Here is a 19564-nt window from a genome sequence, read left to right as displayed (position 1 = left end):
AGAAACAAATGAAAATGGGCTATTTTATTTATGGCGTATCCGCATAATTGATATTTTCATCATCAATGACTTTGTTATCTCGGACTACTTTGTATCCGGCAGTCTGTCCGAATGGAATTATTAGTTCAATCTGTATTTTTTTCGTGTCTGATATTGTAAACGTTTCGGCAGGTTCGGTCATACTATGATTCATATCATCAATAAAGATTTGAACTGTTTGCTGCTGACCCACTGTTGTTGGATCATAAGGAATTGTGATATCCTTTATAACTGTTTTGGGCGGTTTTTCTTCTTTCCCTTTTGAAATCACAACAGAAACCTTATCACCTTTTTTCATTTCCGTTCCAGCTGAAGGTGATTGGGAAATTACATTTCCCACTGGGATCGTATCATTATATTGTTCCTGGGAGGCATCAAGAGTAAGCCCGACGGAGGCGGCATAATCCTGTGCAGCTTTTAAATTGTATTGTGATAAGTCTTTCAAAAGAATTTTTTCCGGACCCTTACTGACCTCAAATTCCAAAACAGTATCCTCCGGTACGACTTTTTGACCTCCCGAAGGATTTTGACTAATAATGGTTCCGGGATCACTGTCATTATAAACTTCCGTTTTCTTTATATCCTTAAAATTATTTTTTGCTAATATAAGAACAACATCATCATATTGGCGTCCGACAAAATCGGATAAATCATATTTTTCTTTGCCGGAGCTTATATAAATCGTTATTTTCGAGTTTTCTTTTACAGTGCTGCCTGCATTGGGATCTGTTTTTATCACATTTCCTGTTGCAATTTCTTCATTGGTCATCTCAATTTTTTTTCCAACCTGCAGGCCCTTTGAATGAAGCTTGACAATGGCATCATTTAAATCCTTCCCGCTAACATCCGGGATCTTTACATCTTTAGCAGCTAATAATCCAGGTAAAATAGTAAAAGATAAAATTCCCAAAATTGCCAGAAAGATAAAAGTAGAAATTAAGAAAAGTGGCCATTTTTTCCGTTTTTTCTTATCTTTGCTCTGCTTGGAAACATCTTTGCCACTAGGTGTATTTTTATCACTGCTATGTACTAATGTTTCATCAAGATTTTGCAACGGTCGTTCGTCCGTAATTACCGGTATCGCCTTTGTTACTTCCTCATCTATTGGAATAATAAATTTTGGCTCATGTATTCTTTCGGAATCAAGAGCGGTACGTAAATCCTCCTCCATTTCATCCACACTATTGTAGCGATGAAACGGGTCCTTCGCCGTTGCCTTAAGGACAATATTTTCTACACTTTGAGGAATCGTTTGATTCCATCTTCTTACCGACGGTGTTTCAGATTGAAGATGCTTCAATGCGATGGAAACAGCAGATTCCCCTGAAAAAGGAAGCCTTCCTGTTAACAACTCGAACATCACAATTCCTAATGAATAGATGTCCGACTTTCGATTTGCCATCCCGCCCCGTGCTTGTTCGGGAGATAGATAATGGACGGAACCAAGCACAGAATTAGTTTGAGTAATACTTGTTGCACTTAGCGCCATTGCTATTCCAAAATCAGTTATTTTAACGTTACCATCCAGATCAACCAAAATATTATGCGGCTTAATATCACGATGAATAATATGGTTTTGATGAGCGTGAGAAATCGCTGATGTCAGCTGTCTCATAATCTTTATGGCGGTTTCAACCCTTAATGGTGAATTTTGTTGTATGTACTGTTTTAAAGTTTGTCCTTCCACATATTCCATAACAATGTAGTATAAATCATTTTCTTCGCCAACATCATAAATATTAACGATATTCGGGTGAACAAGGCTCGTTGCCGATTGAGCTTCCCTGTGAAACCTGCGAATAAATTCCTCATCATTAACAAAATCAAGGCGGAGCATTTTCACGGCAACATCTCTGTCCAATATCATATCATGTGCTAAATAGACATTTGCCATGCCGCCTCCGCCAATCATTTCAAGGACTTTATAGCGGCCGCTTATTCTTTTCCCAATTATCATTGATCATCACCTTCTTTCAATTTCGTCGTTAAACTCTAATATGATTAGGGTGATGTTATCTTCGCCGCCATTTTCATTTGCCATATCAATGAGGGCTGAAGCTTTTTGTTCAAGCGAATCTTCATACTGAAGAATTTGAACCATTTCTTTTTCTTGTACTTTATTTGAAAGTCCATCAGAGCATAGAAGAAGAAAATCGCCTTCTTCAAACATAATCGTTTTTATATCGATTTTTACATCCTCTTCTGTTCCTAAAGCTCGCAGTATTACGTTTTTCCGAGGGTGATGCTCGGCATCCTCTTTTGTTATTTGGCCTGTACGGACTAACTCATTTACGAGCGTATGATCCTCTGTCAATTGCTTAAATCCGGAATCATTTAATATGTAACAACGACTATCCCCTACATGTGCAATGGTTGTAAAAAGATTTGTAGCAATGACTGCTTCAATTGTTGTTCCCATTCCTTCACATTCAGTGTTGCTCATCGAATGTATATATAACAATTTATTTACTTCGAGAATATGTTTTTTTAACCAAGCTTCCGCTTGATCAGCAGTCTCAATCCTTTCAGATTGTTCCCATCTCTCTTGTAAAAGCCTTATCGTCATTTCACTGGCAACATCACCTGCAAGGTGACCGCCCATTCCATCTGCTACAATGGCTAAGCGGTGACCGTCTTGATTTATAAAAGTTCCGCCATTATCCTCGTTATTTGAGCGAATTCTACCCTGGTCCGTTCTAAACACAGCCTTCACTTTTTGTCACCTCGTCTCCTCTTTCCGCTCCTTTGCACGAAGCTGTCCACATGCTGCATCAATATCATGACCGTGCTCCCGGCGAATAGTAACATTAATTCCATGATTTTTTAACGTTTTTTCAAAGGCAAAAATTTTGTCTCTTGGTGTGCGGACATAGTCTCTTTCAGGGACATAGTTAACAGGAATTAGATTAACATGGCATTTTATCCCTTTTAAAAGGGTGGCTAATTCTTCAGCATGCGGGACTGTATCGTTTACACCGCCAAAAAGACCATATTCAAAACTAATGCGACGTCCTGTCTTATCGATATAATACTTTACAGCTTTCATTAAGTCATCAAGTTTATAGGCTTTATTAATCGGCATTAATCTTGAGCGTAATTCAGTGTTTGATGCATGCAGTGATATGGCAAAATTTATTTGCATATTTTCATCAGCAAATTGATATATTTTTGGAATAATTCCACTTGTCGAAACTGTGATATGGCGGGCACCAATCATTAGGCCTTTATCATGATTAATAATTTTTAAAAAGGAAAGCATATTGTCGTAATTATCAAACGGTTCACCTATCCCCATGATTACAACGGAGCTTACACGCTCATCTGTTTGATCAAGAGCCTGTTGTACCGTAACAACCTGAGCAACAATTTCACCTGCTTCGAGGTGTCTTTTTAATCCTCCAAGCGTCGAAGCACAAAACGTACACCCAATACGACAGCCGACTTGAGTGGTTACACAAACAGAATTACCATAATCATGACGCATAAGAACCGTTTCAATTGAATATCCATCATGGAGTTCAAAGAGAAATTTAATGGTTCCGTCACTGGATGTTTGTTGAATCACAGTTTTCAAAGTGGTTATTTGAAACTGTTCGGTAAGTTTATCTCTTAATCCTTTTGATAAATTGCTCATATCTTCAAAGGCAGTAGTTCTTTTTTTATAAAGCCAATCATAAATTTGTTCAGCACGAAAAGGCTTTTCTCCGTTTTTTGATAACCAGTCCTTTATTTCATGAAGTTCCAATGAATAGATGGATCTTTTCTTTTTGTCCGCTGCTGTTTGCATCTCAGTTGTATTTAATTGTTCCAACTGTTACACCTTCTTTCTTAAAACTGCAATATAAAATCCATCTGAACCAAAATCCTGTGGGAAAATTTGTAGATCATAACTCGAAATCAGTGGTCTGATCGCCTCCGGCATCCGATCTCTAAACATTGAATCCTCCTCAAATTGAGAATTTTCCGTTAAAAATGCGGCTACCATCTTTTCATTTTCCTCTTTATCTACTGTACACGTACTATAGACTAGAATTCCACCCTTTTTCACTAGTCCGGAAACTGATTTAAGCAATTTTTGTTGAATACTGCTTAATTGCACTATATCTTGTTCTGTTTTCGTATATTTCATGTCAGGCTTTCTTCTCATTACACCAAGTCCGGAGCAAGGGGCATCGAGTAACACTCTGTCAAAAGATTCTTCTTTAAAATGGTCTCCTGCAAGTCTGGAATCCATTGCGATTGTATTGATGTTTGCTAAGCCTAAACGCCGGGCATTATCATTAATTAATTTTACTTTGTGTTCATGAAGATCAATGGAAATCACTTCACCTGTATTGTGCATTTTTTCAGCAATATGCGTGCTTTTCCCTCCCGGTGCCGCACAAGCATCGAGGATAGATTCGTTTTCCTCAGCACCTAAGGCATAAGAGGCAAGCATCGAGCTTTCATCTTGAATCGTGAGCATCCCATATTTAAAGGGAATTGACGAAGCTAAATTCCCCTTTAAACACCTTATCGCCTCAGGAATAATCGGACTTTTCTCGACTTGAAATCCGTCTTCTTTCAATAACGCGATACATTCGTCTCTTGAGATTCTTGTGAGATTGACTCTTGCGGTTTGCAATGGGGCTGTTAAGTTAATTTCACACATTTCTTTTGTTTTATCATAGCCAAATTGATTAACCCATCTAGTAACAAGCCATTTTGGATGACTGGTTTCTAAGGACAGCCTCTCAATTGGATCTGCGACTTCATTTATAGATGGAAGTCCTTCTCTCTGAATGCTCCTTAACACCCCATTTACCAAACTGGCAATCCCTTTATGCCCCCGTTTTTTAGCAATCTCTACTGCTTCATAGATAGCTGCTCTATCAGGGATTTTATCAAGATAAACCATTTGATAGAGCGTCAGTCTTAGTAAATGGAGAATCCAATTGGCCAATTTTTTATGGTCTTTAATGAAAGGCTCTAAAAAGAAGTCCAATGCCATACGTCTTTGCAAGGTTCCATATGTCAATTCTGTTAATAAGCCGACGTCTTTAGCGGGTACTTCATTTTTTTCGATCGTGTTGTTAAGAAGTATATTACTATAGGATTGATTTTTCTCAATGGCTACCAGGAGGTCCATTGCGGATTCACGCACAGTTTTCTTCATTAATTTCATGTTAATCTCCCAATTTACTACCGGTTGAAATTTTAGTACCGGCACCCCTTAAAAATTCTTCGCCGGTCATTTTTGTTTTACCCGAAGGCTGAAGCTCTTTAATTTTAATCGCTATTTCGTTGCCGGTGCTTACAATGATCCCATCAGTTTCCAATTTTAAAATGGTACCGGGCTCGTGCCGAGGCAATCCTGCAACCTTCTCAGCCTGCCATATTTTAAGAACAGTGCCGTCCAGGCTTGTAAAAGCAACAGGCCAGGGATTTAAGCCGCGAATATGGTTATATATATCATCACCTGTTTTTGTCCAATCAATCTTCTCCTGATCTCGTTTAATGTTCCTGGCAAAAGTGGCATCCTCATTATTTTGCGGGATCGGATTAAGTTTTCCTGCTAACAGCATTGGCAAGGTTTCTGATAATAAGTCGGAACCTGCTTTACTCAATTTATCATGGAGCGTGCCGACATTGTCCGCATCCGTGATTGGAACCTCAACTCTTGTCAAAATATCTCCTGCGTCAAGTTTTTCAACCATATACATAATCGTTATGCCTGTTTTCTTTTTTCCTTGCATAATAGCATAATGAATCGGAGCTCCGCCGCGCAATTCAGGAAGCAGTGATGCATGAACGTTAATACAACCATTGGGTGGTGCTTCAAGCAGCTCATTCGGTAAAATTTGGCCAAAGGCAGCGGTGATAATTAAGTCAGGCTTTAAGGAAAGAATTTTTTCAAGATCTTCTTTTTGGCGAATTTTTTCCGGCTGGTATACCGGAATACCATGTTTCAGCGCTTCCATTTTGACTGGAGGCGGTGTTAAAATTCTCTTCCTGCCTACTGGCCTATCCGGTTGGGTTACAACACCAATAACATTAAAACCATCACTGATGATTTGCCGCAATATAGGGACCGAAAAATCGGGGGTACCCATAAAAACAATTTTCGTCATTCACTTTCTACTCCTTTTAACTCATCCTGTTCGAGGTATCTCGTCACCTTGGATGTAAATAAAATTCCATCCAGATGGTCCATTTCATGTTGAATCGCCCTGGCAAGGAAATCTTCTGCTTTTAGCGTGTATCTTCTCCCTTTTCGATTAAAGGCTTCAATTTTCACAAAATAAGGTCTTGTCACTTCACCATAGAGTCCGGGAAAACTTAAACAACCTTCCGGACCTGTTTGTTCGCCTGATGTTTCTAAAATCTGCGGATTGATCATTTCAATTGTCCCTGAATCATCATCAATATCGACAATCGCGATTCTCTCATCAATTCCAATTTGAGGTGCAGCGAGTCCGACCCCATCAAATTCAATCATTGTTTCGTACATATCATCAAGCAATTTACCAAGCTTCCGATCAAACTTCATCACGGTTCTGCATGGCTGCTCAAGTATCTCAGCAGGATAATTTACAATTTTACGTATCGCCAAATTTCTTCCTCCATTATTCCGTTCTTCCATGAGTAGCATTGTACAATTATTATTCATTTTCACCCAAAAAACTTTAGTCTAACCTTTAAAAGGCTTGGTTTATTGGGCACTTTACATTAAAATAAATGGGTTTATATCAATGGAAACTTGCAATCCACTTGCAGTATCCTTCTGATATTGGTCAAGTATTGTTTTTAATGTCATTGGCAGGTCCGGTTCCCGCTTGTATTTTATCAAACATTGATAGCGATATCTATTATTTATCCGTGGGATTGGCGAGGCTGCCGGTCCAAGGACAACTGTTTCATCAGAAACCCTCGAGCGTATATAAGCAGTGATTTTTTCAGTCGTCGCAACGGCTGCCATTAGCTGTTCATGGCTTACTGTAATGAGTGATAAGTAGTAGAATGGCGGATAATGATGCGATTTACGGACCATCATTTCTTTTGAGTAGAAGAGATCATAATCCTGAGTACCTGCAAGTTCGACGCTGTAATGCTCAGGTGTATAGGTTTGGATAATAACCTCTCCGGGTAATTCGTGCCGTCCTGCTCTCCCGCTAACTTGTGTTAATAGCTGAAAGGTTTTTTCCGATGAGCGAAAATCCGGTAAATGCAGCATCGTGTCCGCTGAAAGGACGCCAACAAGCGTGATATTCGGAAAATCAAGTCCTTTTGCAATCATTTGGGTACCTAAAAGAATATCGGCCTTTCCATCCTGAAAATCCTTTAAAAGTCTTTCGTGTGCGCCTTTTCGTCCTGTTGTATCCACATCCATCCGTATGACCCTTGCCTCAGGAAGTATCTTTCCAAGCTCCTCTTCAACCTTTTGAGTCCCTGTACCGAAATAGCGGATATATTCACTGGAACACTCCGGGCAATGCTTTGGCACAAAGCTTTCATAACCGCAGTAATGACATTTCATTTGTCCAGCTTTACTATGGAAGGTTAAGGAAATATCGCAATTCGGACAATTTACGACATACCCGCAGTCCCTGCACATAACAAAGGAAGAGTGGCCCCGTTTATTTAAAAATAAGACAGATTGTTCTTTACGCTCAATTCGTTCCTTCAGCATGTCAAAAAGCTTACTTGAAAACATTGACCGATTCCCGGAACGAAGCTCTTCACGCATGTCAATAATTTCTACTGATGGAAGCGACTGATTATTCATTCGGCTTGGAAGGGATAGGAGTTGATAAACTTTCTTTTGCGCTCTGGCAAAAGACTCCAACGAAGGTGTCGCACTTCCCAGCACAACTGGACAATTATACGTTTTCGCCCTTTCAATGGCCACATCTCTTGCATGATAGCGCGGCATTTCTTCCTGTTTATAGCTCGTTTCATGCTCTTCATCGATAATAATAATTCCTAGGTTTTCAAATGGTGCAAAAATCGCTGACCTGGCACCCACAACCACTTTAACTTCCTTGCGCTGAATTTTTCGCCACTCATCATATTTTTCACCGGAGGACAAACCACTGTGCAAAACGGCAACGAGGTCCCCGAATCTGCCTTTAAACCGATTTACCATTTGCGGGGTTAACGCAATTTCCGGAACAAGGACAATCGCTTCCTGACCTTTTTCAATAACTTCCCGGATAGATTGCAAATAGACCTCAGTTTTCCCGCTTCCTGTTACACCATAAAGTAAAAACACTTCATGTTGTTTTTGTTCAATCGAATTAAGAATCGGTTGGATTGCTTTTTGTTGTGAATCCGTCAATGGCAATGGGCTTGTCCGTTCAAAGGTTCGATTTTCATAAGGGTCCCGATAAACTTCCCTATCCTGTTCAATAAGAAAATTCTTTTCAACAAGGGCTTTTACGGTTGCAGAGGAGATACTTAAATCCACTAACAATTGCCTTAATTCAACCGGTTTATAATTTTGAACAAAAAAGTTTAAGACCTCCTTTTGCTTCTCAGCTCTTGCAGGCAAACGGTCTAATTCATCTTGTAATTCTGTTATTGAAAGTAGCGGGCTTACAAATTTTAACTGCTTTTTCTTCATTTTTTCCTTCACTTCATACAGTACTTCAAGATGCCCCTTAGAAGCTTCCCGTTGTAACAATGGAACAATTCCGCTTTTTAATGCCTCTTCCCAATTAATTTTACTATTGCTTTTAAAAAAAGTCTGAAGTTGCCCGGGGAGGTCACTCGTTTTCACACCGTTTGCAAGCTCAACACTCTTTTCGTATTTCGCTTTTAGTGCCGCCGGCAGCATTACCTGAAAGGCAAAAATTTTAAAACAGAGCGTTTTTTCAGTCAGCCAGTTTCCAAGCTCTAATAATTCATGATTAAGGACAGGCTCAAGGTCCATTGGCTCCACTATTTCTCTTAACTTCTGAAATTCAGAATGGATTTTGATCCCGGTAACGAAGCCCTGAATTTTTCTCGGACCAAAAGGGACTACCACTCGCATCCCGGGCTGTATGGTGTCAATCCATTGATCCGGAATCAGATAATCAAAGGTCTTATCTGTTTGTTTTGTTGGAACATCAACAATCACACTAGCAATTTTCATTCTCATCCAAATCCTTCAAGAGAAAAGCAATTTCTTCAATAATTTTTTCCGCTACCGCCCGTTTTGACATAAGAGGTAATTCTTTAATTTCACCTTGCCGTTTAAAGAGGGTCACAATGTTTGTATCTGTCCCAAATCCCGCTCCCTCAGCTTTTACATTGTTTGCAACAATCATATCGGCATTTTTTGTGTACAATTTTTTTTGGGCATATTCTTCCACATTATCCGTTTCAGCGGCAAATCCAACAAGCACTTGCTTCTTCTTCTGCTTCCCAAGCTCCAGCAAAATATCTTTGGTCCGTTCCAGTTCAATGAATGTATCGCCCGGCTTTTTCTTCACCTTATGGTCATAAGCAATTTTTGGACGGTAATCTGCAACAGCTGCCGTTTTAATCACCACATCCGCGTCGCCAAAATGGTTCATTACAGCGTTATACATCTCTTCGGCACTTTCTACTTTCACCACTTCCATTCCTTGAGGAGGCGGTAATTGAACGGGACCGGAGATTAATACCACATGCGCCCCCGATTTTTTCGCTTCTTCAGCCAATGAATAGCCCATTTTGCCTGTTGAATGATTAGATATATAGCGGACCGGGTCAATTTTTTCCCTTGTAGGGCCTGCGGTAATTACAACTGTTTTCCCTTTAAGCAATTCGACATCATTTTGAAAATAATTTAGAACTGATTCCACGATTTTTTCTGGTTCCTCTAAGCGCCCCTTACCAATATATCCACATGCAAGATAACCTTCACCGGGTTCGATAAATTTGTATCCAAAATCGGCTAAAACGGTAAGATTCTTTTTCACAGCAGGATGGTCGTACATATGGACATTCATTGCCGGAGCAATCCACACCGGTGCTGTTGTCGCCAATAACGTAGTAGTAATCATATTATCTGCGATTCCGTTAGCAAGCTTTGCAATTGTATTTGCTGTCGCAGGTGCAACCAAAATCAGATCAGCCCAATCAGCAAGATCAATATGGGCAATTACCTGAGGATTTTTTTCATCAAAGGTGTCACGGTATACTTCATTGCGGGATAATGCTTGAAAGGTTAATGGGGTAACAAATTTTGCGGCAGAATCACTTAATATAACTTTTACCCGGGCACCTGCTTGTACAAGCTTGCTCGTCAAAGCTGCAGCTTTATAAACAGCTATTCCTCCTGTGACACATAATAAAATTTTTTTATCATTTAGCATCATTGAACCCCCAAGTCTATTTAACACACTCTCTTTTCTCCATTATGATAGAAAAACAGCAAATTTTCACCTTTTTCATATCAATCATTCGACAAAAATCAACGTTTGTTTACTAACAAATAAAAAAGGCTGACAGATAAGGAATTTCCCTTTGTTGTCAGACCTTTCTTGCGTTTTTACGTACAAATTAAGTTTTTGGTTACTCAGCACTGGCTTCCGCTTTTTTTGAGATCCGATACGTAAGTTCACCGCTGTAAATTTCCTCTAAAGCTTTACCGACAAACTTATAGGAAACATATTTGGGCAATCTTTCGTCCCTTGCATGCTGCATGGCACGTGCACGTTTTGCAGCAACTGAAACAAGTGAGTATTTTGAATCAATTTTTTCAAGCAAGGAATCAATAGAAGGATATAACATATTAATCAACCTCCAGCAATTTTTTGTAGCGATGTTCGACTCGTTCTCTACGGCAATGTTCTGCAGTAATAATCGCTTTTACCCGTTCACAGGCGTGTTCAACTTGATCATTTTCAACAACATAATCGTATAATTCCATCATTTCAATTTCTTCGCGGGCAGAAAGCATCCGATTGTTAATGAGATCCTCTGTCTCCGTACCTCTCGTCACAATCCGATTTTTTAATTCGGAAAGACTTGGCGGCATGAGGAAGATAAATAATCCTTCAGGAAACTTTTCACGTACCTGACGGGCACCCTTAACCTCAATTTCCAAAAAGACGTCTTTGCCGTTATCTAAGGTTTCCCTAACATAATCCACAGGTGTACCGTAATAGTTGCCCACAAATTCGGCATACTCTAATAGCTTGCCTTGTCCAATTAATTCTTCAAACTCTTCACGGGTCTTAAAAAAATAATCAACTCCATTTACTTCCCCGGTGCGAGGTGCGCGCGTCGTCATTGAAATGGAATATTCAAATGCCGTATCCGGATATGAAAATATCTCTTTTCGAACCGTTCCTTTTCCAACACCGGATGGTCCGGAAAGTACGATAAGCAATCCTTTTTCTTGCATGTTCAAAAATCCTACCCTTCATCAATAATATCATCACGGTCCGTTAAGCGATGGGCAACCGTTTCCGGCTGTACAGCTGATAAAATGACATGGTCACTGTCCATTACAATTACAGCGCGTGTACGTCTTCCGTATGTTGCGTCAATTAATGATCCCCGATCACGGGCATCTTGGATTATCCTTTTTATCGGAGCAGATTCAGGGCTAACAATGGAAATAATCCGATTGGCAGAAACAATATTTCCAAAGCCAATATTAATCAATTTTATCGACATGTTATCATCCAATCATCAATAATATATTTTGACCGTGTCAAACCATTTCTAAACAAGTCCTATTCAATATTTTGAACCTGTTCTTTCAGTTTCTCAAGCAAACTTTTTATTTCCACTACTTTTTTCGCAATATTGGAATCATTCGCTTTTGAGCCAATTGTGTTTGCCTCCCTGTTCATCTCCTGTACAAGGAAATCAAGTTTTCTTCCAATGGGCTCATTTTCATTAAGAGTTTGGATGAATTGCTGAATATGACTTCTTAGTCTCGTAATTTCTTCATTTATATCTGCCTTATCGGCAAATACAGCTACTTCAGTTAAAATTCTCGATTCGTCAATCATCCCATTCACAAATTCTTGCATTCTTTTCGTTATACGTTCTTTATATAGTTGAACTACAAGCGGCGCGTAATTTTGAAGCTCAGTTACATTTGTTTCTATTTGGGATAAAGAGGCGAGCAAATCCTTTTTGAGTTCTTCCCCTTCTGCAATTCGCATTTGTTTTAACAAATTCACAGCTTGTTCCGTTGCGGTAAGGACTAAATTTTCAAGCGTTTCATTCCCTACTTCACTTTCTTCAATATGTAAAAGCTCACTGCGATTGAGCAGGTCTTGAAGCGATACTTTTCCTTCAAGCTCATACTTCTCGTGTGCCTGTTTAATGAATTGGTAGTATTCTTCAATCAACTTCCAGTCAACATGGACTTTACGGGTAACAGCGCCTTCCCCTTCAATACTCACATATACTTCTACTCTGCCACGGCGGATTTGCTGATTTAATTTTTTCTTTATTTTATCCTCGATTTTTAACAACTGCCTCGGCATGCGAATATTGATTTCACAAAAACGATGGTTAACCGTTTTTACTTCAACATTTACTGAAAAAGAATCAGATTCCACCCTGCTTCTGCCAAAGCCCGTCATACTAATAACCATCATTTGCACTTCCAATCCACAAAAACGGTCTTTTTTAAATAAACACAAAAGGTAATAGAATTGTTCACTCTACTACCTTTTGGATTATAACACAATTTATTTTGTTTTTCTTAACAAAAATGAACCGGCTAGTAAAAAAGTTGGAATCGACGATAATCCCAGAATCAACAGCCAGTCCTGACCACGGATCGCAAGTGTGTGGAAAATAGGCTGTAACGGTGGATAGTAAATAACCACGAGCATTAATGCTAATGAAGAAATTACAGACCAAACAAGGTATGGATTTCCGAAAGGATTTCGCGATAATACCGATTTTTCACTGCGGCAGTCAAAAACATGGATTAGCTGTGCCATTACAAGCGTTGCAAAAGCAATGGTTTGAGCATATTGGAGCCGACTTGTATCATTATGATAAACAATGATAAATGAAAACAATGTAACTATTCCAATCAGGAACCCTCTCGAAACCACCTTCCAGCCTAATCCACGGGAAAAAACACCTTCATTCGGGCTGCGCGGATTCCGTTTCATCACATTTTCTTCCGGCCGGTCAAGTCCAAGTGCCATCGCAGGCAGACCGTCCGTTACTAAATTCACCCAAAGAATTTGAATCGGGATCAGTGGTAACGGCAGACCACATATCATCGCAAACAACATAACCAAAATTTCACCGACGTTAGAGGCAAGCAAGTAACGGACGAATTTACGAATATTCTCATAAATATTTCGTCCCTCAATGATTGCTGCTTTTATAGTAGCAAAATTATCATCTAACAAAACGAGAGCCGATGCTTCTTTTGCCACATCTGTCCCCGTAATCCCCATTGCTACCCCGATGTCTGCCGCTTTGATTGCCGGTGCATCGTTCACGCCGTCGCCGGTCATCGCCACAACATGTCCTCTATTTTGTAATGCTTTTACAATTTTCAGCTTATGTTCAGGAGATACCCTGGCAAAAACTGAAACCTCGTCAACCACTACTTCCAGCTCTTCAACCGACATATTGGATAATGCTTTTCCATCAAGCACTTTACTTTTGTTTGATAAAATCCCAAGCTGAGCCGCAATCGCTTTTGCCGTTATTACATGATCACCGGTAATCATGACTGTTTTAATTCCTGCAGCCTTGCATTCCTTTACAGCTTCTTTCACTTCAGGTCTCGGAGGATCAATCATTCCTTGGACACCTATAAAGGTTAATTTTTTCTCGGCTTCTTGTTCACTTAAAATAACCGTATTGGCCGGAACAGGTTTATAGGCGATTGCGATTGTTCTAAGCGCTTTTGAGGCAAGACCATTAATCGCTTCCTGGACCCTGATTTTCATTTCTTTTCCTAAGTATTGTGTTTTTTCTTCCCAAAGGATAGATTCACTGATTCCGAGAATAACGTCCGGAGCTCCTTTTGTAACAATGAAATGTCTGCCTTGTTTATCTTTTACGTGCATGCTCATCATCTTTCTTGCTGAATCAAATGGGAATTCATTGATAATAGTAAACTCATTCAGCAGGGTAGGCCGTTCAAATCCCGCTTTCATGGCACTGACGAGAAGCGCTCCTTCCGTTGGATCCCCATCTAAAATAATTTCTTCCTCTTTCATGACTAATTCAGAATGATTACACAACATACCGAAAATAAGCATTTGCTGTAAGGCTTTTTCATCTTTCGGATGAAGTGGTCTTTCATTTCGATAAAAATTCCCTTGTGGTTTATAGCCGACTCCATCGACGGTCCAGGTATGTCCACCGCTCCATAAATGGGTAACGGTCATTTTGTTCTGTGTCATCGTACCGGTTTTGTCTGAACAAATAACAGATGCACAACCAAGTGTTTCCACCGCTTGTATTTTACGGACAATCGCATTTTTTTTAATCATTTTTTGAACACCAAGAGACAATGCAACCGTGACAATCGCCGGCAATCCCTCAGGTATTGCTGCTACAGCCAGTGAAACGCCTGCTAAAAACATTTCATATAATGCATGTCCTTGTAAAACGCCGATTGCGACAACAAGGACAGTTAACAGCAATGCTACAGAAATTAATATTTTTCCAAGTTGTTCCAAACGGCGCTGCAGCGGCGTTTCCCCGCTCTCAGCATTTTGGAGTAAATCTGCAATTTGGCCCATTGCGGTTTTCATTCCAGTTGCAACGACAACCCCTATTCCGCTTCCTCTGGTAATCATCGTACCCATAAAAGCGATATTTTCCATATCACCAATTCCCGGATTCACTGTTGTTAAGGGATCAATATGCTTCGATACAGGAACTGATTCTCCGGTAAGAGCAGACTCCTCAATTTCTAAACTCCTTGACTCGATTACACGAACATCTGCCCCGATACGATCCCCACTGGTAAATTTCAAAATATCTCCTATGACAATATCTTTTGAAGGTACCTTTACCCATTGACCTTCCCTTAACACAGATACCTGCGGTGCGGATAATTCCTTTAAGGCAGAAAGTGATTTTTCTGCTTTTCGTTCTTGAAAAAAACCCAGAAACCCATTTATAATGACGATTGCAATAATCGCAATGGCATCAATATATTCTCCAAGCAATCCGGAAATTAATGTAGCTGCCAGCAGGATCAAGACCATAAAGTCTTTAAATTGACTAAAAAATAAGAGTAAAGCAGATTGCTTTTCTCCTTCGTCCAGTTCATTAAGTCCATATTTGCTGATCCGCTTTTTTACTTCTTCCGATAATAATCCAGTCGAAAAGTCGGTTTCTAAGGCCTTTTCTACTTGTTTTATCTCCATTTCATGGAACTTCATCCGACCATCTCACTTCCCCTTTAATAATAAGAGACATTCTCTAAAGAAAGCTTATTCAGACCTGTCCAAAAAAATGCTATCTGTAGTGAAACTTCAGAATGAGGCGTAAATAAAAAATGTAAGCTATAATTGAACTATATGAAAATAGAAGAGGATGTTTTCGATGTCATTTGATGGTTTATTTACTAAAGCAATGGTTGATGAGCTTTCCCGTTCTTTAAAGGGCGGCCGAATTAATAAAGTTCATCAACCATATAAAAATGAAATAATCTTGACAATCCGTGCAAACGGAGTTAATCAAAAGCTGTTATTATCTGCTCATCCAAGCTATGCACGGGTACAGCTAACAACCGAAGCTTACGATAATCCAAGTGAACCTCCGATGTTTTGCATGCTGCTCAGGAAGCATATTGAGGGATATATTTTAGAAGATTTATATCAAGTTGAAGCTGATCGGATGATTATTCTTGAAATAAAAGGCCGAAATGAGATCGGCGATATAAGCTATAAACAGTTAATTATTGAAATCATGGGAAGGCACAGTAATATTGTCCTGGTTGATAAAACACGTAACATTATTCTCGATAGCATCAAGCATGTCTCTTTTGCTGTTAACAGTCATAGGGCAATTTTGCCAGGTCAACCATATATCTATCCGCCGGAACAGCACAAGCAAAATCCCTTTCAAGCAATTGAAGAGGATGTTTTACGAAAAATTGATTTTAATAGCGGTAGGCTTGATCGCCAGCTTGTTGAGCATTTTGCGGGAATCTCACCTCTTTTCGCCAAAGAAGTAATTTTTCAAAGCGGCCTTGCCAATCGCACAACAATACCAAAAACATTCATTAATATGCTCAAAAAGATTCAGGATGGCATTATTTCTCCTTCAATTATGACTTCAAGTGGTAAAGAAGCATTTTATCTGCTTCCGCTTACTCATTTAAAGGGTGAATCGAGATCATTTACAACCTTAAGTGAAATGCTTGACCGGTTTTATTTTGGCAAGGCAGAACGGGACCGCGTCAAGCAGCAAGGAAATGATATCGAACGATTAATCATTAATGAAAAAGAAAAAAATGAAAAGAAAATTAATAAGCTAAAGGTGACTTTAAAAGAAGCTGAACGAGCGGAACAGTACCAACGTTACGGAGAACTATTAACTGCGAATCTTTATGCTGCGAAAAAAGGCATGCCTGAAATTGAAGTTATCAATTACTATGATGAATCGGGAGGAACAATCGCGATTCCCCTTGATCCAAGAAAGACACCATCTGAAAATGCCCAAAAGTATTTTTCAAGATACCAAAAAGCTAAAAATGCAGTTTCCATTGTAATTGAACAGATTGAAAAAGCGAATGAGGAAGTCGCTTATTTTGAAAATTTACTGCAGCAAGTGCAAGCAGCATCTCCAAAAGATGTTCAAGAGATTCGCGAGGAACTGGTTGAAGGCGGCTATATTCGTGACCGCAGGAAGCGGAACAGCAAAAAGGTACAGAATATCAAACCGGTTCTTGATCATTTCTTATCATCAAATGGCACCGATATAATCGTCGGAAAAAATAATAAACAAAATGATTATCTGACAAATAAACTTGCGGCAAGGGATGAATTTTGGCTGCATACGAAAGATATTCCAGGTTCACATGTAGTCATTCGCAGCAAAGAACCAGCGGAAGAAACGATAAAAGAAGCAGCGATTTTGGCAGCGTATTATAGTAAAGCCCGTGAGTCAAGTTCTGTTCCGGTTGATTTTACGAGGGTACGTTTTGTTAAAAAACCCAGCGGTGCGAAGCCGGGGTTTGTCATTTATGAGAATCAGCAAACGGTATATGTCACACCCGATGAAGAAACGGTTTTGGAGTTGAAGAAGAATAATTAAAGAAAGACCCCGGCTTTTCCGGGGTCTTTCATATACTATTTTTATCGAAGCATGACTCCGGTTAAAAAGGTTAATAACACATGTGTTCCGAGCTTTACCGTTGGCTGGACTAATGTATCCTTTAACGGATCGAGGCAGACGATGTCCATCGCCTTTACTTTTGGATGGCTTCCTGCGGCTAATACTCCTTCAAGCAATTCTTCTGTTCTCATTCCTCCGGGAGTTGAAGCCGGTACCCCGGGAGCATATGCGATATCCAAACAATCCATATCAACGGTTAAATAAATCGTATCTACCTTTGAAGCGAGTTCATCTAAGCAATGACGGACAGTTTCTTCAATCCCCTTTTTCCTTGCCTGGCGGAGAGTAATGTAGTTGACGCCTTTTTCATCTGCATAGTTTTTTAAATCCTTCGTATTAAAAAATCCGTGCAGACCGATGTTGTACATATTGCTGCCTTCGACGACTCCGCTTTCAATCAGGTTTCGCATTGGTGTCCCGTTGGATGGACCGTGATCTGAAAGATCCCTTAAATCAAAATGAGTATCAAATTGCAAAATGCCGATTTTTTCAGACGGTTTTGCTCTGTGCAGACCCTTAACCATCATGGCGGTAATCGAATGATCACCGCCAATGGCACATACCTTAGAGGTTTGGAAATGGGTATGAAGCGCCGCCGATGCTTGGATGATGTTGGTGTGGCATTTTTGAATATCGGTGACATGCATTGGAACATCACCTGCATCCAGAGCCGTCATCTTAGACAAATCGATGTCAAAGTCAAGATTATAGGTAGTGAAGCCCTTCCATGCACGTCTGAAGTAGTCAGGAAATTCCGATGCGCCTGATGCGCTGATCGATGAACGTGAAAGCGGGACACCGACTACAACAAAGTCAGCGTCCTTGCTTTTTTCTACATCTGTTTCACTCGAAATCGGCTGTATCCATTCATGGACCTTAGCAACTTCTCCTTGCTCAGGTCTTACCCAGGTAAAGCAGGGAGGATTAATGGTTGGAGAGAGAAAGCTCTTCAAACAAATGACCTCCTCTTACCACCACCTGACCATTTTTTACAACTGTTTCGGTATGATTTACACCATAGGAATATTGAAGTTTCATATAATTTGGCACATTAAAAATAGTAATGTCAGCTTTTTTACCAACTTCTAAGCTCCCAATTTCCTTACCGCGATTAATCGCATGTGCCGCATTAATCGTCGCAGCAGTAATCACCTCAGCAGGTGTCATTCCCATTTTCAGACAGCCTAAGCTCATAATAAATGGCAGTGAAACCGTCGGTGATGAACCGGGATTACAATCTGTTGAAAGTGCCACAGGTACCCCTAAATCAATCATTTTTCTGCCGTTTGCCGACTCAGCCATTAAGAAATAAGCTGTACCCGGAAGTAAAACGCCCACTACCCCATTTTCAGCCATAGCCTTCATACCTTTTTCTGATGCCTTTAATAAATGATCTGCGGAAATTGCTCCTACTTTAGCAGCAAGTTCTGCTCCTTCATAAGGTTCAATTTCATCGGCATGAATCTTTGGAATTAATCCGTAACGCTTTCCTGCTTCAAGAATTCGTTTTGATTGTTCCGGTGTGAAAACGCCATGTTCACAGAAAACATCATTAAATTCCGCCAGGCCGAGTTCTGCCACCTTTGGAATCATTTCATTAATCAGCAGGTCCACAAATTTATCGGGACATTCTTTAAATTCTTTTGGGATTGCATGAGCGCCCATAAAGGTTGGAACTAAATCAATCACATGCTTTTCGTTTAGTTCTTTTGCTACTTCAAGCTGTTTTAATTCCGTTTCCCATTCCATTCCGTATCCGCTTTTTGCTTCAACAGTCGTAACACCGTGAAGGAGAAATTTATTTAAACGTTCATAGCTTTCATTAAAAAGTTCTTCATGTGTAGCGGCCTTTGTCGCTCTTGTTGTGGCGTGGATTCCCCCGCCGCTGTTCATGATTTCCATATAGGTAGCACCCTGGAGGCGCATATTAAATTCATTTTCCCTGCTGCCGGCAAAAACAATGTGTGTATGTGGATCAACAAGTCCCGGGGTAACAAGTTTTCCGCACGCATCGACTACATCTGCTTCGTTAAGCCGGCCTTTATACTTTTCGACCAACTCCGAATCCTTACCTACAGCTTGAATCACTCCGTTTTCAATCCAAATACTGCCGTTTTCAATAATACCAAGCTCAGACATCGCACCCTTTACAAGGGGAGCATTCGAACTCCCCTGTAAAGTCACGAGCTGAGAAGCATTTCTGATAAAAATTGGTGTACTCATT

At 39.9% G+C, this 19564-nt stretch carries 16 protein-coding genes; 1 reads left to right on the top strand and 15 read right to left on the bottom strand.

Translation table 11 applies throughout. From position 1 onward, the window contains the following. Positions 1-28: 28 nt before the first annotated feature. From pknB to J2S10_RS08410, 13 genes are all read right to left on the bottom strand, one after another. Positions 29-1996 (bottom strand): Stk1 family PASTA domain-containing Ser/Thr kinase, encoded by a 1968-nt coding sequence (gene pknB, locus J2S10_RS08470; RefSeq protein WP_307406453.1) that lies wholly within the window; start codon positions 1994-1996, stop codon positions 29-31. A gap of 6 nt (positions 1997-2002) precedes the next feature. Continuing rightward, complete coding sequence (locus tag J2S10_RS08465; protein ID WP_307406451.1) at positions 2003-2752, bottom strand: Stp1/IreP family PP2C-type Ser/Thr phosphatase; 750 nt, start codon at positions 2750-2752, stop codon at positions 2003-2005. A gap of 6 nt (positions 2753-2758) precedes the next feature. Further along, on the bottom strand, positions 2759-3850 hold the full coding sequence (gene rlmN / locus J2S10_RS08460) for a dual-specificity RNA methyltransferase RlmN (RefSeq protein ID WP_307406449.1): 1092 nt from the start codon (positions 3848-3850) through the stop codon (positions 2759-2761). Between the two features lie 3 nt (positions 3851-3853). Beyond that, positions 3854-5203 carry a 16S rRNA (cytosine(967)-C(5))-methyltransferase RsmB gene (gene rsmB / locus J2S10_RS08455; RefSeq protein ID WP_307406447.1) on the bottom strand — a complete coding sequence of 450 codons (1350 nt, stop codon included), beginning with the start codon at positions 5201-5203 and terminating at the stop codon, positions 3854-3856. 1 nt (position 5204) lies between these two features. After that, on the bottom strand, positions 5205-6149 hold the full coding sequence (gene fmt / locus J2S10_RS08450; protein ID WP_307406446.1) for a methionyl-tRNA formyltransferase: 945 nt from the start codon (positions 6147-6149) through the stop codon (positions 5205-5207). Further along, complete coding sequence (gene def / locus J2S10_RS08445; protein ID WP_307406444.1) at positions 6146-6631, bottom strand: peptide deformylase; 486 nt, start codon at positions 6629-6631, stop codon at positions 6146-6148. Before def ends, fmt begins: the two co-directional genes overlap by 4 nt. A 111-nt stretch (positions 6632-6742) precedes the next feature. Beyond that, entirely contained in the window at positions 6743-9154 is a 2412-nt protein-coding gene (gene priA / locus J2S10_RS08440) for a primosomal protein N' (protein WP_307406442.1), read from the bottom strand. Beyond that, the gene (gene coaBC, locus J2S10_RS08435; protein ID WP_307406440.1) at positions 9141-10361 is read right to left on the bottom strand and encodes a bifunctional phosphopantothenoylcysteine decarboxylase/phosphopantothenate--cysteine ligase CoaBC; all 1221 of its coding nucleotides are present in this window, start codon (positions 10359-10361) and stop codon (positions 9141-9143) included. Before coaBC ends, priA begins: the two co-directional genes overlap by 14 nt. Positions 10362-10560: 199 nt before the next feature. After that, a complete protein-coding gene (gene rpoZ / locus J2S10_RS08430) occupies positions 10561-10779 on the bottom strand; it encodes a DNA-directed RNA polymerase subunit omega (protein ID WP_307406438.1) in 219 nt (72 codons plus the stop codon). A gap of 1 nt (position 10780) precedes the next feature. Next, entirely contained in the window at positions 10781-11395 is a 615-nt protein-coding gene (gene gmk / locus J2S10_RS08425; RefSeq protein WP_307406787.1) for a guanylate kinase, read from the bottom strand. 11 nt (positions 11396-11406) lie between these two features. Further along, positions 11407-11670, bottom strand: a complete 264-nt coding sequence (gene remA / locus J2S10_RS08420; protein WP_307406436.1) for an extracellular matrix/biofilm regulator RemA — start codon at positions 11668-11670, stop codon at positions 11407-11409. 59 nt (positions 11671-11729) lie between these two features. Next, positions 11730-12605 carry a YicC/YloC family endoribonuclease gene (locus J2S10_RS08415; protein ID WP_307406785.1) on the bottom strand — a complete coding sequence of 292 codons (876 nt, stop codon included), beginning with the start codon at positions 12603-12605 and terminating at the stop codon, positions 11730-11732. Between the two features lie 96 nt (positions 12606-12701). Next, positions 12702-15380, bottom strand: coding sequence for a cation-translocating P-type ATPase (locus J2S10_RS08410; protein ID WP_307406434.1), 2679 nt, complete (start codon positions 15378-15380; stop codon positions 12702-12704). A gap of 163 nt (positions 15381-15543) precedes the next feature. Here J2S10_RS08410 and J2S10_RS08405 point away from each other — a divergent pair, with 163 nt between their 5' ends. After that, positions 15544-17259 carry an Rqc2 family fibronectin-binding protein gene (locus J2S10_RS08405; RefSeq protein ID WP_307406430.1) on the top strand — a complete coding sequence of 572 codons (1716 nt, stop codon included), beginning with the start codon at positions 15544-15546 and terminating at the stop codon, positions 17257-17259. Between the two features lie 41 nt (positions 17260-17300). Here J2S10_RS08405 and J2S10_RS08400 read toward each other — a convergent pair whose 3' ends face one another. Together J2S10_RS08400 and hutI are read right to left on the bottom strand one after the other, a co-directional pair. Further along, complete coding sequence (locus J2S10_RS08400; protein WP_307406427.1) at positions 17301-18293, bottom strand: agmatinase family protein; 993 nt, start codon at positions 18291-18293, stop codon at positions 17301-17303. Then, a complete protein-coding gene (gene hutI, locus J2S10_RS08395; protein ID WP_307406425.1) occupies positions 18265-19563 on the bottom strand; it encodes an imidazolonepropionase in 1299 nt (432 codons plus the stop codon). Before hutI ends, J2S10_RS08400 begins: the two co-directional genes overlap by 29 nt. Position 19564: the final 1 nt, after the last annotated feature.

It is taken from the genome of Neobacillus ginsengisoli (assembly GCF_030813055.1).
The sequence above is the reverse complement of the archived record's forward strand: the minus strand, read 5'-3'. Positions and strand labels throughout refer to the sequence as shown.